Annotated in this window: 13 protein-coding genes and 1 pseudogene; 8 read left to right on the forward strand and 6 right to left on the reverse strand. The window is 45.2% G+C overall.

Going from position 1 to position 14,817, the window contains the following annotated elements; translation table 11 throughout:
• The first annotated feature begins 664 nt into the window (after nt 1-664).
• Nucleotides 665-994 carry a hypothetical protein gene (locus B9T16_RS17645; RefSeq protein WP_006617263.1) on the forward strand — a complete coding sequence of 110 codons (330 nt, stop codon included), beginning with the start codon at nt 665-667 and terminating at the stop codon, nt 992-994.
• Between the two features lie 73 nt (nt 995-1,067).
• On the opposite strand, the gene B9T16_RS17650 is transcribed toward B9T16_RS17645, so the two are convergent.
• Nucleotides 1,068-1,394, reverse strand: a complete 327-nt coding sequence (locus B9T16_RS17650; protein WP_006617264.1) for a DUF5132 domain-containing protein — start codon at nt 1,392-1,394, stop codon at nt 1,068-1,070.
• 314 nt (nt 1,395-1,708) lie between these two features.
• On the opposite strand from B9T16_RS17650, the gene B9T16_RS17655 reads away from it, so the two are divergent.
• Nucleotides 1,709-2,815, forward strand: a complete 1,107-nt coding sequence (locus B9T16_RS17655; protein WP_006617265.1) for a fatty acid desaturase family protein — start codon at nt 1,709-1,711, stop codon at nt 2,813-2,815.
• A gap of 113 nt (nt 2,816-2,928) precedes the next feature.
• Here the strand turns inward: B9T16_RS17655 and B9T16_RS17660 are convergent, their stop codons facing one another.
• Both B9T16_RS17660 and B9T16_RS17665 read right to left on the reverse strand, forming a co-directional pair.
• Nucleotides 2,929-4,350 (reverse strand): hypothetical protein, encoded by a 1,422-nt coding sequence (locus tag B9T16_RS17660; RefSeq protein ID WP_006617266.1) that lies wholly within the window; start codon nt 4,348-4,350, stop codon nt 2,929-2,931.
• Nucleotides 4,351-4,493: 143 nt separating this feature from the next.
• Nucleotides 4,494-5,606 carry an ABC transporter ATP-binding protein gene (locus B9T16_RS17665; protein ID WP_006617267.1) on the reverse strand — a complete coding sequence of 371 codons (1,113 nt, stop codon included), beginning with the start codon at nt 5,604-5,606 and terminating at the stop codon, nt 4,494-4,496.
• Between the two features lie 435 nt (nt 5,607-6,041).
• Between B9T16_RS17665 and B9T16_RS17670 the strand changes: the two genes are divergently transcribed.
• The 3 genes from B9T16_RS17670 to aroB all read left to right on the forward strand — a co-directional run bounded on the left by B9T16_RS17670 (nt 6,042) and on the right by aroB (nt 9,912).
• Nucleotides 6,042-7,214 carry an amino acid ABC transporter permease gene (locus tag B9T16_RS17670; RefSeq protein WP_006617268.1) on the forward strand — a complete coding sequence of 391 codons (1,173 nt, stop codon included), beginning with the start codon at nt 6,042-6,044 and terminating at the stop codon, nt 7,212-7,214.
• A 93-nt stretch (nt 7,215-7,307) separates the two neighbouring features.
• Nucleotides 7,308-8,525, forward strand: coding sequence for an amino acid ABC transporter permease (locus tag B9T16_RS17675; protein WP_006617269.1), 1,218 nt, complete (start codon nt 7,308-7,310; stop codon nt 8,523-8,525).
• A 289-nt stretch (nt 8,526-8,814) separates the two neighbouring features.
• Nucleotides 8,815-9,912 carry a 3-dehydroquinate synthase gene (gene aroB / locus B9T16_RS17680; RefSeq protein WP_006617270.1) on the forward strand — a complete coding sequence of 366 codons (1,098 nt, stop codon included), beginning with the start codon at nt 8,815-8,817 and terminating at the stop codon, nt 9,910-9,912.
• Nucleotides 9,913-10,444: 532 nt separating this feature from the next.
• Here aroB and B9T16_RS17685 read toward each other — a convergent pair.
• Complete coding sequence (locus tag B9T16_RS17685; protein ID WP_410245374.1) at nt 10,445-10,720, reverse strand: BrnA antitoxin family protein; 276 nt, start codon at nt 10,718-10,720, stop codon at nt 10,445-10,447.
• Entirely contained in the window at nt 10,683-11,006 is a 324-nt protein-coding gene (locus B9T16_RS17690; protein ID WP_317269961.1) for a BrnT family toxin, read from the reverse strand. The genes B9T16_RS17685 and B9T16_RS17690 overlap by 38 nt, the downstream gene beginning before the upstream one ends.
• Nucleotides 11,007-11,151: 145 nt before the next feature.
• On the opposite strand from B9T16_RS17690, the gene B9T16_RS17695 reads away from it, so the two are divergent.
• A complete protein-coding gene (locus B9T16_RS17695) occupies nt 11,152-11,397 on the forward strand; it encodes a hypothetical protein (protein ID WP_410245375.1) in 246 nt (81 codons plus the stop codon).
• Here the strand turns inward: B9T16_RS17695 and B9T16_RS17700 are convergent.
• Nucleotides 11,374-12,522: a quinone-dependent dihydroorotate dehydrogenase gene (locus B9T16_RS17700; protein ID WP_410245376.1), complete on the reverse strand. Its 1,149-nt coding sequence runs from the start codon at nt 12,520-12,522 to the stop codon at nt 11,374-11,376. The genes B9T16_RS17695 and B9T16_RS17700 overlap by 24 nt on opposite strands.
• 169 nt (nt 12,523-12,691) lie before the next feature.
• On the opposite strand from B9T16_RS17700, the gene recN reads away from it, so the two are divergent.
• A complete protein-coding gene (gene recN, locus B9T16_RS17705; protein WP_410245377.1) occupies nt 12,692-14,470 on the forward strand; it encodes a DNA repair protein RecN in 1,779 nt (592 codons plus the stop codon).
• Between the two features lie 54 nt (nt 14,471-14,524).
• Nucleotides 14,525-14,817: pseudogene (locus B9T16_RS17710) on the forward strand (calcium-binding protein); the annotation flags it as partial.

Raw genomic sequence — 14,817 nt, forward strand, 5'->3', positions numbered from 1 at the left:
CTCCACCGTCAATTATATCTAGTCACCAGAAGACTAATAAACCCGCCCCCCACCGGCTAATTAATCCATAGGATAATGGACAACGGATAATTGTAGGGGCGCGCCTCCACCGTCAATTATATTTAGTCACCAGAAGACTAATAAACCCGCCCCCGATAATTGTAGGGGCGGGTTCCRCCGTCAATTATATCTAGTCACCAGAAGACTAATAAACCCGCCCCCCACCGGCTAATTAATCCATAGGATAATGGACAACCGATAATTGTAGGGGCGCGCCTCCACCGTCAATTATATCTAGTCACCAGAAGACTAATAAACCCGCCCTCTGGGTTCCACCGTCAATTATATTTAGTCACCAGAAGACTAATAAACCCGCCCCCGATAATTGTAGGGGCGCGCCTCCACCGTCAATTATATTTAGTCACCAGAAGACTAATAAACCCGCCCTTTGGGTTCCGCCGTCAATTATATCTAGTCACCAGAAGACTAATAAACCCGCCCCCCACCGGCTAATTAATCGATACACTAATAAACCTGCCCTCTGGGTTGGGCTAGTTCCTAGCCGGATAAAAATTGTTGCAAATAGTTATCAGTTATGTGCAAAATCCTGCTAACCTGATAAATAGCAGAATGTTGATCTTATTATATTTCAGTCGAACAGGTTATGTCTCTGATTCATTTGGAAAAATCGGTACTCACCTTTCATTTCAAAGAGATGATCGAGGATGGACATGGCAATCATCCCTTAACTTGGGTGGGCCTAGGGGTCTTGGTCTTAGGGCCGAAACTCCTGCCAGCTATCACTAAAATTTCTCAAACAAACACCAAGACAGTTAGTAAGCCCCGGTTATCATCATCACGTCGTCGAGAAATTCCACTCTCCCAGTGGATAGCAGAAGCTAAGGAACGGGAGTTACCCGATTCCATCTATAAGCCTATGATTGCTGAGGCTTTCAACCATGGGAATGCTCACGAATTATCAGTTATGAATTAATCACCATAGATCAACAGGTGGCTGATAGAATATTCAAGCCACCTCTAAACTATAGCCTACATCCTCCTTTAGCTTATTCCTGGTTTGGGGAGAGTTGCGGCGTGGAAATAGCCGACTTTAAACTCGCTCTCTTTTGAGCTTCTGTCAAGGCTTCCGCTTTGGCTTCTGCTGCTATGTCTGCCACCATTTCCCCAGTTTCAGCCATAGCGACTTTAGCTTTTTCAAACAAAGTCACACCCGATTTAATCGTAGCCTTCAGAACTGGCTTAACCAGGGGCAAAACCACCGGAGTCAGCGCTACTGCTGTCACTCCAATGGCAATGGCTTGAGCATTAGGATTTGCTGATAGCTGGGCGATACGTTGTCGCAGTCCCGTTGCCCCCTGATACATTTCTTGCATAACTTTCTCCTATTTCAGGTGAGGATATTTAAGGTTAATATCCCCAGTTGAATTATACAATAAATTTGCCAAAACACCAATTTTTTTGTGACTAATTTTGCCAGCAATTATTGACATTTGCCTATGTTATCCACTGTTGATATTTGCGAAATATAATCAAGTTTAATGATTCCCTAATTGTTGGCCCAGGTGTGGGCTATCTCCACAAAAGTCTTAAAAAAACCTTAATTTTTAGGGGCCTGGGTTGACAGTGAGGTTTTTTTTTGCCACCAGTGTTATAATCTCATGCTTGTGATCAATAAAATTTAGGTTTAATGACATCAACAACGTCAAAAGTAACTTTTGGGAAAAGTATTGGGTTCCGCAAAGAACTAAATCGTCGAGTAAACGCTTATTTTGAAGCGGAGAATATTTCCCCCCGTGATAACCCCGCCATGTACCTCAAAACAGCAATTATTCTGGCTTGGGTAGTATCAGCTTGGACCTTCGTGGTTTTTGGCCCTGATGTGCTGTGGATGAAACTACTGGGTTGCATTGTGTTAGGTTTTGGAGTTTCCGCCGTCGGTTTTAATATTAGCCATGACGGAAATCATGGCGGTTATTCTAAATATCAATGGGTGAATTATCTATCTGGATTAACCCATGATGCGATCGGAGTTTCTAGTTATTTATGGAAGTTTCGCCACAATGTGCTTCATCATACCTACACCAACATTCTAGGCCATGACGTAGAAATTCATGGGGATGAATTGGTGCGGATGTCTCCTAGCATGGAATATCGCTGGTATCATCGCTATCAACATCTGTTCATTTGGTTTGTCTATCCGTTCATTCCCTACTATTGGTCTATAGCAGATGTGCAAACTATGCTATTTAAGCGCCAATATCATGACCATAAAATCCCCACCCCAACATGGGTAGATATAGCAACCTTACTCGCCTTTAAAGCCTTCGGTGTGGCTGTGTTTTTAATCATCCCGATCGCCGTTGGTTATTCTCCCTTAGAAGCCGTTATCGGCGCTTCTATTGTCTATATGACCCATGGACTGGTCGCCTGTGTGGTATTTATGTTAGCCCATGTCATTGAACCGGCGGAATTTTTAGACCCCGACAATTTACACATTGATGATGAATGGGCGATCGCACAAGTAAAAACCACCGTTGATTTTGCCCCCAAAAACCCAATTATTAACTGGTATGTAGGGGGATTAAACTATCAAGCCGTCCACCATCTATTTCCTCATATCTGCCACATTCACTATCCTAAAATTGCTCCGATTTTAGCAGAAGTTTGTGAGGAATTTGGGGTTAATTATGCCGTACATCAAACCTTTTTCGGTGCTTTAGGTGCTAACTATAGCTGGCTCAAAAAAATGTCCATTAACCCCGAAACAAAGGCGATCGAACAGTTAACTGTTTAATAATCACTCACCTACCTGTTAAAGATTCAAGAGACCAGGGGCGCATTTCATCTAAACTGATGCGCCCATTTATTAGCCTTTCAATTAACCAAGATAGAAACCAACAGCAGCCATTAATAAGTCTTAGAAAAAATGCGGTTACTCCACTTATTCAAATGAGACTCAGCCAACATTGCCAAACTCTGCAACTCCTGAGTTCTTTGTTGTAAAGCAGAAATCGCCCGCGCCTGTGACTCTAATTTTTGCCTAACTACACCACAGCATTTAACCAGACCATCAACAGTTTCCAGTTCACCCAACTCTAGGTTATGGTCTGAACTAACCAAATCCCACAACTGTTTTTTCATGGTTTCAACCATATAGCGCTGATGTTCTGATTGTATTTGTAAAGCGCTATACTTATCCGCCGGAACAGTTTGTGATAGCATCCCTTCCAGTTCCGCAATGCGAGTAAGTTTTTGCTGAACCTCAGTGATTTCGGCTTGTCGATTTTCTAACTGTTCTTGTAACTGATTAATCAGATTTTTGTGTTGTTCTGCTTCCTGTTCTAGTTTCTGATAGCTGTCTCTGGAAACACTTGCAGATAACTGTGATTGTAAATCAGCCACAGTAGATTTCTGCTGTTCCAATTGCTGTTGTAGCTTTTGGTGAACCTCAGCCGCCACAGTTTGTTTTAACTGTGATTGTAAATCAGCCACAGTAGATTTCTGCTGTTCCAATTGCTGTTGTAGCTTTTGGTGAACCTCAGCCGCCACAGTTTGTTTTAACTGAGATTGTAAATCAGCCACAGTAGATTTCTGCTGTTCCAATTGCTGTTGTAGCTTTTGGTGAACCTCAGCCGCCACAGTGTGTTTTAACTGTGATTGTAAATCAGCCACAGTAGATTTCTGCTGTTCCAATTGCTGTTGTAGCTTTTGAGAGTCACCCAGTTGGCTTTGGAGTTGATTAATAGTTTTCTGATTTTGCTGTTTCAGGGCTTCATGGTCTTCGAGTGAAACCGTGTTCGCCAGTTTACTCTCAAGTTCTACAATCCGTTTAAGCTGTTTTTTAAGGTCAGTAATTGAGTCTTTATGTTGTTGGAGTTCTTGCTGAACGTCATGATACTCCTTAGCCGGAACACTATTTTCCAGTTGCACTTGTAATTCTGGCAACTGACCTAGTTTTTGTTCGAGTTCAGCGATAGTATTCGCCTGTTCTATAACTTGTTTTTGCAGAGTTTCGTATTCCTGCTGAAGTTGATCATATTCAGCCGATCGCTTTTCTAATTCTGCCGTAAGAGCCGGGCTATCATCTGATTGAGAATCAACTTCTGTTTGTGTATTGGTGTTAGCCAGGCTAATAGTTGTGCCTTCTTCATCCATAGAGATATTAAAGTCACCCCTAGCAATACGTTCGACAAATTCCGAACGCGACAGACCCAACTCCTTAGCAGTTGTGCTTAATAATTTAGCTCCTGTTGGTGTCAGTGACACCCCAATTTTTACCTTAGTTTCTGAATACAAAGTCGTGACTCCCCGTTTTTTCTTTCTTGGCATTACCCCCTCCTCAGCCGTTATACAACTTAGCTGGTCTAACCACATCTTACCAAAAATCGATCACAATTCAACCTATAGTTAATCTTTGTGATCAGAACCGGAAAAATTTAAAGTTTTGTAAAGCAAAATTCGGGGGTATTACCCTAATGGGGAGCCGAGACATAAGCTGATGTCCGAGTCTCAGAGCCGGAAACAGCGGGAAACACGCGCACGGAGTCTTGAGGAAACATCACCTGTACCCGCATACCGACAGGAAGCGATCGCCCTCCGAAGGGAGTACGAGCAATCAGTTCACCTCCAGAAGGAACCTGTAAACAATAATGAAGTTCGCGACCCAAAAACTGGCGATCGCGAATCACCACCGAAGCCGTTTCGTCAGGTTTGAGGATAAAATCTTCTTGTCGCACCATCAAATCTGCTTTTTCAGTTATATCGGAATCATCATTAGAGGCGATCGCAAAACAACCCACCTCAGTTTCCCACAAATTCCCCCGGCGTTGAGCTGGGATAAAATTAGCCTGGGTAACAAACTCCGCCACAAACCGAGAAGCCGGTTCTAGGTAAATTTTCTCTGGAGTCCCCCACTGTTCCAAATGTCCATGGCGCATTACCGCCACCCAGTCAGAAATTGATAAAGCCTCTTCCTGGTCATGGGTAACAAACACCGCTGATGCTCTTGCTGCTTTCAGAATTTGGCGCAATTCCTGACGCAATTTCAGCCGCACTTGTACATCTAAATTACTCAGGGGTTCATCCAATAACACCAACGTAGGACCAGGAGCCAAGGCTCGTGCTAAAGCCACCCGTTGCTGCTGTCCCCCAGAGATTTCATGGGGATAGCGATCGGCATATCCCGACAAACCCACCAATTCTAACACTTCCGCCACTCGCAACTGTAGTTGTTTGGGGGATTTTTTGCGGAGAATTTCCAAACCAAAAGCAATATTTTGGGCTACTGTCAGGTGAGGAAACAAGGCATAATTCTGGAACACCATACCCACCCCCCGACGTTCTGGGGGAATCCACTCTTTAGACCCAGAAACCACCTGTCCCGCAATCTCTACCACTCCCCTATCTGGCTGTTCAAACCCTGCAATTATTCGCAACAGAGTAGTTTTACCACATCCAGACGGACCCAATAGACCCAGGATATCTCCGTGGTTCAAGGTGATGCTTATATCCTCGACGGCGGGGGTGTTAGTGTTGGGATACTGCTTTGATATTCCTACCATATCCAAGATAGCAGACTCAGACATCGTTAGTTCTGTTAACCTTCCTTTAACTGTGTGCCGGGTTTATTGATAAACTTTGTAATCAATANCCCCCTACCATCATAGGGCATTATTCGTATATATTCTCACTAAGTCCGTGTCAAGTCTGATGGAATTTTTCCCATAGCCTGATTTTACCTGGTCTCTGGGGAAACCATCAGGGGGTCATCTCTAGAAAATAAACCCCTCTAGGTGGTCGCCGCCATGTCTCAGGTTTTCCTCGTTAGTTGCCAGTGAACTCCATGGGCTAATTTTGTATTATGATCATCCCAGTTATTGTGGGCGGGAAAATTAACTAATGATAAAGACTCTCAATAACCGTCTAAAAATCAGTAGTTAATTCGTAGCAATTTTGACGGCTATTTTAGGAGTAGTTAATTATGCTGAAAACTCCGCACCCCAAATCACAAATCAGGGAAAATGACAACGAATCCAAATCAACCAAAAATCCCCCTTTGGCGAGACGATCGCTTTGGGAAAATTGCGTTTCAGGTAATCATCCTAGTAATTGTGATCGCGATTATTAGTATATTTACCATGAACCTGAATCAGAACCTACAAAGAAGCGGAATTAGGTTCGGATTCGGATTTTTAAATAGTACCGCCGGATTTGCGATCGGTGAAAGTATCATCCCCTACCAACCGACGGACCCTTATAGACAGGTTCTCCTAGCGGGTTTAGTAAACACGCTGCGAGTGATGTTTTTTGGGATTATCCTAACTACCATTGTCGGAATTATTGCGGGAATTTCCTATTTTTCCAGTAACTGGCTAGTGCGTCAAATTGGGTTAGTATATGTAGAAATAGTCAGAAATACACCCCTACTGCTACAACTACTATTCTGGTATGGGATATTTCTACAACTACCCTCAGTTAGCGATCGCCTGGGGGTTTTTGATGCGATTTTCCTAACTCAGCGGGGGATTTTCATTCCTTGGCCATCTAGTTCTTTAATCTGGGTGTGGTTAGGGTTTTTGGTAATAGCGGCGATCGCCTCATTTTGGATATGGAAACAACGCACTAAAATCATGGTAGAAAAGGGTGCTTCTGGTCAACCGCAATTAATCGCCCTAGGTATCATCGCCTTAGTATCGTTGTTAATCATCCTGTTTGGTTTTGGTTGGGAAGTTCCCGCCATCACCGGAACCGAAAATAATCCGGTTTTACGAGGTGGTATCAGGCTAACTATTGAATTTAGTGCTTTGTTAGTGGGGTTAGTATTTTATACTGCCGCTTACATTGCCGAAATTGTTCGCGCCGGGATTCAATCTGTAGCCAAAGGACAATGGGAAGCCGCCCGGTCTCTAGGGTTAAAACCAGGTTTAGTCATGCGTCTAGTCGTATTTCCCCAGGCTTTGCGGGTGATTATTCCTCCTCTCAATAGTCAATATTTGAACTTGGCAAAAAATTCCAGTTTAGCGATCGCTGTAGCTTACGCTGACCTGTATAATGTTGCCAATACCACCTTTAACCAGAGTGGGAGGGCGGTAGAAGTCATGCTAATTATTATGGCAACCTATCTAACCATCAACCTGATTATTTCCCTATTTATGAACTTCCTTAATCGCCGGGTTCAACTTCAGGAAAGATAACTACAGTTAACCAAGAATAGCAGGGGGTTTAAGAAACTTTTAAAACCCCTCACACTTCCCCACCATCACAGTTAATAATTACCTATTCTGAAAATGACAGCCAATCCTCAACCTACCTTAACCCGTCAAGCCCCTTCCCAGTCAAGAGACTTTCCCCAATGGCTGCGTGATAACCTGTTTAATACCTGGTATAATGGGTTATTTACCATGGCGATCGCCAGTTTCCTACTGTGGATGTTAGTAGGCTTTGTATCCTGGGCGAGAGTTACCGCTCAATGGGAAGTAATTCCCGCCAATTTGCACTTATTTATGGTCGGTCGGTTTCCCAGTGATCAATATTGGCGCTTGTGGTTATTGTTGGGAATAGTTAGCATTTTATCAGGTTTGACCTGGGGATTTTTAGCCCGCCGCCAAACCATCCTCTTCAGCCAAAATATTGTCATTTCCCTGAGTGTGGTCGCCATGTTAATGGCTTTAGTACCAACTCCGATACCTTATCGTATAATGGCGATCGCCCTATTATTTATCCTAGTAGTTAGCAGTTGGGGAGGGCGCAAAATTGCCAGCCGGAAACCGCAACTAGGAAAATGGCTGCCATTTTCTTGGTTTATGCTATTAATTATCAGCCTGTGGTTAATAGGTGGCGGCTTAGGATTAAGGGGAGTTTCCACCGACCTATGGGGAGGATTAATGCTAACCCTGCTGATGTCAGTAATTAGCATTTTACTATGTTTTCCCCTGGGGGTTTTATTAGCTTTAGGTAGACAAAGTGATTTACCAGTAATTAGAGGATTATCTATCGCCTATATTGAAGTTATCAGAGGCTTACCCCTAATTACCATCCTGTTTATGGGTCAAATTCTTCTCCCCCTATTTTTACCAGAAGGAATGCGACCCGATCGCATTTTGAGGGCGATCGTAGGTTTAACCATGTTTAGTTCAGCCTACCTAGCAGAAAACGTCCGAGGCGGACTACAAGCCATCCCCAGAGGTCAATATGAAGCCGCCAAAGCCCTAGGTATTAATGCACCTTTAACTATGGCTTTAATCATCTTACCCCAAGCCTTAAAAATCTCCATCCCTTCCATTGTAGGTCAGTTTATTAGCCTGTTTCAAGATACCACCCTATTAGCCATAGTCGGACTGGTAGAATTGCTAGGGATCAGCCGTTCAATTTTAGCTAACCCGCGATTTTTGGGACGCTATGCGGAGGTTTATCTATTCGTGGGTATCCTCTACTGGCTATTCTGTTATTTAATGTCTTTAGCCAGTCGTAAATTGGAGAAACAACTCAATACGGAAAATCGCTGATTTCCCCGATCATAGATTAATGCTGCATCGGCGAATCAGATTAAGTTCGCAGATACAGCATTATCAGTCTATGAGACTATTTAGATCAGTTTTACCAGTCGCAGGGTGAACATAATGCCAGCCGCCGCGCCTATAGCTACTACATACAGTAAAGCATAAGCGATCGCACCATCAATGGTCATGGTCAATATCTCCCGATAAGTCAACTTTTGCATCTTCCATTGAAACACGAGGTGCGCTAGAATACAGCCTCTAATGGGAAATTAGCGGAATTTACGAGGAAGCCATCATGTCGTCTGTGATTCGGGTTAATTTAGGGCCAATGTCCTATGATATTTCTGTGGCGGCGGGGAATTTAGACCGCTTGGGGTCTTTGATGTCTTCCCTGAAGTTAGGAAAAAAAGCCCTATTGGTATCTAACCCGGAAATTTTTGCACATTACGGAGAAAGGGCGATCGCCTCAATAGAGAATGCTGGCTTTCAGGTGTCCTCGGTAGTCCTTCCCGCTGGAGAACAGTATAAAACACTCTCCACCGTCCAATCTATCTATAATAGCGCCCTAGAACACCGCCTAGAACGTAGTTCTACTATGATCGCTTTGGGGGGGGGAGTCATTGGAGATATGACCGGCTTTGCTGCTGCTACCTGGCTGCGGGGAATTAATGTCCTACAGGTTCCCACGTCTCTATTAGCCATGGTGGATGCTTCTATTGGTGGGAAAACAGGGGTAAATCATCCCCAGGGTAAAAATTTGATTGGCGCTTTTCATCAACCCCGTTTAGTGGTAATAGACCCGGAAGTTTTGACAACTCTACCAGTCCGAGAATTTCGGGCGGGAATGGCGGAGGTGATTAAGTATGGGGTGATTTGGGATAAACAGTTATTTGAGCGCCTAGAAGAGGCAGATAACCTCGACAGCATTGATGATTTGAGCGGGGAACTACTGACCGAAATTATAGTCCGTTCCTGTCAAAGTAAGGCTGATGTGGTTAGCAAGGACGAAAAGGAATCGGGACTGAGGGCGATTTTGAATTATGGTCATACTATCGGTCATGGGGTGGAGAGTCTGACAGGATATTTGGAATTGGTACACGGGGAAGCGGTGGCTATTGGGATGGTTGCTGCTGGTCAAATTGCGGTAAAGATGCAATTATGGGGAAATGATAGCGATCGCCGCCAGGAATTACTGATTAAAAAGGCAGGTTTACCTATTCATCTTCCCCAAGGATTAAAGATTGATGAAATCATCGATATCCTACAAACTGATAAGAAGGTGAAAGATGGTCAAGTCCGGTTTATTCTCCCTCGGGAAATTGGCACAGTCACTATTAGCGATCGAGTCCCTTCCCAGACTATTGCTGATGTATTAGCCACAATGGACAATTAACAATTAATAATTTTAGCCATGTAGGTTGGGTGAAACCCAACATGATGGAGAGATGGTGTTGTTAGGTTGACCGTGGAGGGGGGCGGGTTTATTAATCTTACTGGTGGGRAWKGTGGTTGACTGTSRWRCCSGMCCCTWSAKAWTATCRGRWWTGTKGTKGACTGTGGAGGGGGCGGGTTTATTAATCTTACTGCTGGGAAATGTGGTTGACTGTGGAACCCGCCCCTACAGAATATCGGAAATGTGGTTGACTACTTCCGAAAACCCTAGCCATGTAGGTTGGGTGAAACCCAACATGATGGAGAGATGGTGTTGTTAGGTTGACTGTGGAGAGTGGAGGGGGCGGGTTTATTAATCTTACTGCTGGGAAATGTGGTTGACTGTGGAACCCGCCCCTACAGAATATCGGAAATGTGGTTGACTACTTCCGAAAACCCTAGCCATGTAGGTTGGGTGAAACCCAACATGATGGAGAGATGGTGGCGTTGGGTTTCGTACCTCCACCCAACCTACTCAAATTGGGGAAAAAAGACTATTGCTGGGCTTCCATATACGATCGCAGTAAACGATTAATCTCAGTCTGATAACTCTGACCTTGCGATTTAAACCAGTCTAAAACATCACTATCAATACTTAAAGTCACTTGTGTTTTGGTCTGATAATTAGATGAACCTCGCCTAACTACTGCTTTAGTAACCATTTCTGGCGTAATTTCTGGACAATCAGAAAAATCAATTTCTTCATCAGTCATCCGGTCTAGGCGGTTCCAGTCAGTTTGAGAGTTGCTCGAAGTAAATTTGTTGTTCATATTTAGTAGCTTTTCTCGCAGAAATAATCCGAATATATTCTTCTTGTTCTGTATGGACAATAGCGACCACTTGCCCTTGTAACAAACCCAAAGTCACAAACCTCTGCTCTCCATAATTGAATCGGTCATCTTCAAACGTTACGATATCTCCATCAAAAACAAGGGGAACATCAATAAAATCAATGCCATGTTTGCGGAGGTTCGTCAGACGTTTAGTTTCATCCCATTCAAATTCCATGCCTTGACTGTTACTACATATTGTAACTAAATTTTCCCAAAAATTCATATTAACAGAATCAACGGTGGTAATTTTCTCTTACTCCCCAAAACCTCAGCCATGTAGGTTGGGTGAAACCCAACATGATGGAGAGATGGTGGCGTTGGGTTGACCGTGGAGGGGGGCGGGTTTATTAATCTTACTGCTGGGAAATGTGGTTGACTGTGGAACCCGCCCCTACAGAATATCGGAAATGTGGTTGACTACTTCCGAAAACCCTAGCCATGTAGGTTGGGTGAAACGCAGTGAAACCCAACATGATGGAGAGATGGTGGCGTTGGGTTTCGTACCTCCACCCAACCTACTTCCTACTTCCGAAAACCCTAGCCATGTAGGTTGGGTGAAACCCAACATGATTGAGAGATGGTGGCTAAATTTAATGGGGGTGAGAGTTGGCTAGACCTATGGCTTGGGAAATGTGGTTGAGTCCGTGGTCTTCTAGTTTGTGTAGGAGTCCGGTGAGAAGACGACGCACCATGAGAGGACCTTCGTAAACCCATCCGGTGTATACTTGAAGGAGACTAGCGCCAGCGGTGATTTTTTCCCAAGCGTCGTCGGCGGTGAAAATGCCACCAACGCCAATGATGGGAATTTCGCCGTTGGTTTGTTGCCATATATGGCGAATGACGGCGGTAGACCTTTGGCGTAGGGGTGCGCCACTAATTCCGCCGGCTTCGGAAGTTATGGGGTTTCCGGTTTGGGGTAGCCATTGGGTTTTGAGGTGGTCTCGACTAATGGTGGTGTTGGTGGCAATGATACCGGCTAGGTTATGGGTTCGGGCTAGTTTGATTATATCATCGATCGCCTCCCATTCTAGGTCGGGGGCAATTTTTACTAACAGGGGCTTCGATGGTGCTATGTTTTCCTGTTGTAGAACTGTTAGGATTTGATTGAGTTCTGTGCTGGTTTGTAGCGATCGCAAACCGGGGGTATTCGGTGAGGAAACATTCACCACAAAGTAATCACCTAGGTCTCGCAATAGCTGGAAACTCCCGAGATAGTCGCTGGCTGCTTCCTCTAGGGGGGTGATTTTCGATTTTCCTAAGTTAATGCCTAGGGGTATTGTGGGAGCTAGGGTAGAAGGGGTATAATTCTGTAAGCGGTTGGCTAGGGCGGCAGCGCCTTGGTTATTAAACCCCATACGATTTAAAACTGCTTCATCTTCTAGTAGCCGAAACAGACGCGGGCGCGGGTTTCCGGGTTGCGGGTGTAAGGTCACTGTGCCTAATTCGGTGAAGCCAAAGCCAAAACTTCCCCATAACCCCGCCGCCACGCCGTCTTTATCAAAACCAGCGGCTAACCCCACGGGATTGATGAAATTTAGCCCCCACAGGGTTTGCTGGAGTCGGGGGTCAACTAGGCTAAATCGGGGCTGTAGTTGCGATTCTAGCCAGGATAGGGGAAGGTTTGATTTGTGGGTGTCTATCCAATGGAGAAGTTCCAAGGTTTGATGATGGGCCCACTCTGGATCGACTTTCAGGCCTTTAAATAAAATCGGTTTCAGCAGGGATTGATACAGATCCAAGCTACTACTACCCCCTAATTGACGACAACCAGCCAGATGGCTAAAATTTAGTGCATCTGCGACAGAAATTCAACCTCTGGTGGTATATGATTTTAAACTGAGTCGGGAACCAATCGGGTTGAAGGAACTGGGAAGGGTTGATTATGGACAATTTGCTACTATCGACTATATGTTGATATCACTGCGGATCGAAAATTTTGCCTTAATTGACCATCTCGACCTGGAATTGGGACCTGGGTTAAATGTGTTTACGGGGGAAACTGGGGCGGGTAAGTCGATTATTTTGGATGCAGTTGATGCGGTTTTGGGGGGAAAGGTCGATCGCCGTAGTATTCGTACAGGTTGCGATCGCGCGATTTTGGAGGCTTGCTTTGAGGTTAACCCGGATCTGATAGACTGGTTTCGAGAACAGGAAATTGACCTGGTAGATGGTTCCCTGGTGGTCTGTTGTCGGGAATTGGTGGTAAATCAGGATAAGTTTCGCAGTAAATCCCGATTAAATGGGATTTTGGTCAGTCGTACTATCATAGATGGTCTGCGCGATCGCTTTGTGGAAATTACCGCCCAAGGTCAGACGGTACAGTTGGGTAAGCCTGCACTACAACGGGAATGGTTAGACTTGTATGGGGGAAGCAATACAATTGGCTTGCGCGAAAGGGTTAGCCAGGCTTATACGCGCGCTAGGGAGGTGCAAAACGCCCTCCAGAAGCGCCGCCAAGACTCCCAGCAACGGCTACAGCGTATAGATTTATTGCAATATCAAATTAAGGAACTGCAAAATGCTAATCTGACGGATGCGGGGGAGTTGGATGAGCTACAACAGGAACAACAGCGCCTCAGTCATGTGGTGGAGTTACAGCACCAGAGTTATGGGATTTATCAAGCCCTCTATCAGAATGATAAGGGAGAGGTGGCGGCGGCGGATCTATTGAGTCGGGCGGAAACTGTGTTGCGGGACTTGGTGGAATATGACTCGCAACTGCAACCTATTTTGGCTATGGTGGAAGATGCTTTAGCCCAAGTGACGGAAGCGGGACAGCAAATAGGGCGCTATGGTGAACAGTTGGAGTCGGACCCGGAAAGACTCCAGGAGGTGGAAGACCGCATTGCTGACCTTAAACAGATTTGTCGGAAATATGGTCAGACTTTGGCGGAGGTGATGGATTATTATAGTGCGATTGAGGAGGAGTTGGTGCAACTGGAGGATGGGGAAAATTCCCTGGAAACTCTGGAGAAGGCGTATTCTGAGGCGCAGGGGGAACTTAAACAAGCCTGCGACCTTCTCAGGGGGGAACGTGAAAAAATCGCCCGTGGTCTGGAAATTCATCTGATTCAGGAGTTGAAGCCTTTGGCTATGGATAGTGTGCGGTTTCAGGTGGAAATTACGCCGACTTCACCATCACCAATGGGGGCTGACCAGATACAATTCTGTTTGAGTCCTAATCCGGGTGAACCGATTCAACCTTTGAGTGAGACGGCTTCTGGGGGGGAAATGAGTCGGTTTCTGTTGGCGCTAAAAGCCTGTTTTTCCCAAATTGAGGGGTCGGGAACTTTGGTTTTTGATGAAATTGATGTGGGGGTGTCGGGACGGGTGGCTACGGCGATCGCTCAAAAATTATACCAGCTTAGTGATTATCATCAGGTTCTGTGTGTGACTCATCAACCTCTGGTGGCGGCTATGGCGGATCATCATTTTCGGGTGGCGAAGGTGGTGATTCCTAATCCTAACCTAAGTCTGGGGGGGTCTACGGAGGAGGAGGCTGTTAAACAGCGGACGGTGGTGCGGGTAACGGCTCTGGATACTCCGGGGCGACGGGAAGAATTGGCTCAGTTGGCCAGTGGGCGATCGGTTCAAGAGGCGATCGCTTTTGCGGAGTCATTACTGACCCAAGCGGCTACGCTCCGTCAACCCAGGACACCACGTTTGACACCGACTCAAGCCCTTTGAGAGAGTCCCTAGGTTCTAGCAGTTTATGTTATCGTCAAGATTGTCAAGCCGCCCATGCGAATTTTAGTTACTATTCCCCACTTTTTTAACTCCCAGGGAGATGCTACCCACGGGTCTCTCAGCAAGGACCCGCGACCAAGGTTAATTGGATTAACCATGGGTTTAACGGCATTGCGGGCACTGTATGACCAACGTCAATGTATTATTGATATTGGTAAATGTGAGGCTTTTGGGGTTAATCATGCTCAGGATAATAGGGTTGATATTCTCCTTTGTACTACCCAGGATTGTCACCTGCTTAATCAATTGCAACTTCCCCCTGAGTTTTACCGCCATTGTCCGACGGA

This window comes from Arthrospira sp. PCC 8006 (genome assembly GCF_046480465.1).
In the GTDB taxonomy this organism is placed as follows: domain Bacteria; phylum Cyanobacteriota; class Cyanobacteriia; order Cyanobacteriales; family Microcoleaceae; genus Limnospira; species Limnospira platensis.

Bases quoted from the DNA above. Each gene is read 5' to 3' on its own strand.
- B9T16_RS17645 (WP_006617263.1), top strand. From the start codon at position 665: ATGTCTCTGATTCATTTGGAAAAATCGGTACTCACCTTTCATTTCAAA.
- B9T16_RS17650 (WP_006617264.1), bottom strand. From the start codon at position 1,394: ATGCAAGAAATGTATCAGGGGGCAACGGGACTGCGACAACGTATCGCC.
- B9T16_RS17655 (WP_006617265.1), top strand. From the start codon at position 1,709: ATGACATCAACAACGTCAAAAGTAACTTTTGGGAAAAGTATTGGGTTC.
- B9T16_RS17660 (WP_006617266.1), bottom strand. From the start codon at position 4,350: ATGCCAAGAAAGAAAAAACGGGGAGTCACGACTTTGTATTCAGAAACT.
- B9T16_RS17665 (WP_006617267.1), bottom strand. From the start codon at position 5,606: ATGTCTGAGTCTGCTATCTTGGATATGGTAGGAATATCAAAGCAGTAT.
- B9T16_RS17670 (WP_006617268.1), top strand. From the start codon at position 6,042: ATGACAACGAATCCAAATCAACCAAAAATCCCCCTTTGGCGAGACGAT.
- B9T16_RS17675 (WP_006617269.1), top strand. From the start codon at position 7,308: ATGACAGCCAATCCTCAACCTACCTTAACCCGTCAAGCCCCTTCCCAG.
- aroB (WP_006617270.1), top strand. From the start codon at position 8,815: ATGTCGTCTGTGATTCGGGTTAATTTAGGGCCAATGTCCTATGATATT.
- B9T16_RS17685 (WP_410245374.1), bottom strand. From the start codon at position 10,720: ATGAACAACAAATTTACTTCGAGCAACTCTCAAACTGACTGGAACCGC.
- B9T16_RS17690 (WP_317269961.1), bottom strand. From the start codon at position 11,006: ATGAATTTTTGGGAAAATTTAGTTACAATATGTAGTAACAGTCAAGGC.
- recN (WP_410245377.1), top strand. From the start codon at position 12,692: ATGTTGATATCACTGCGGATCGAAAATTTTGCCTTAATTGACCATCTC.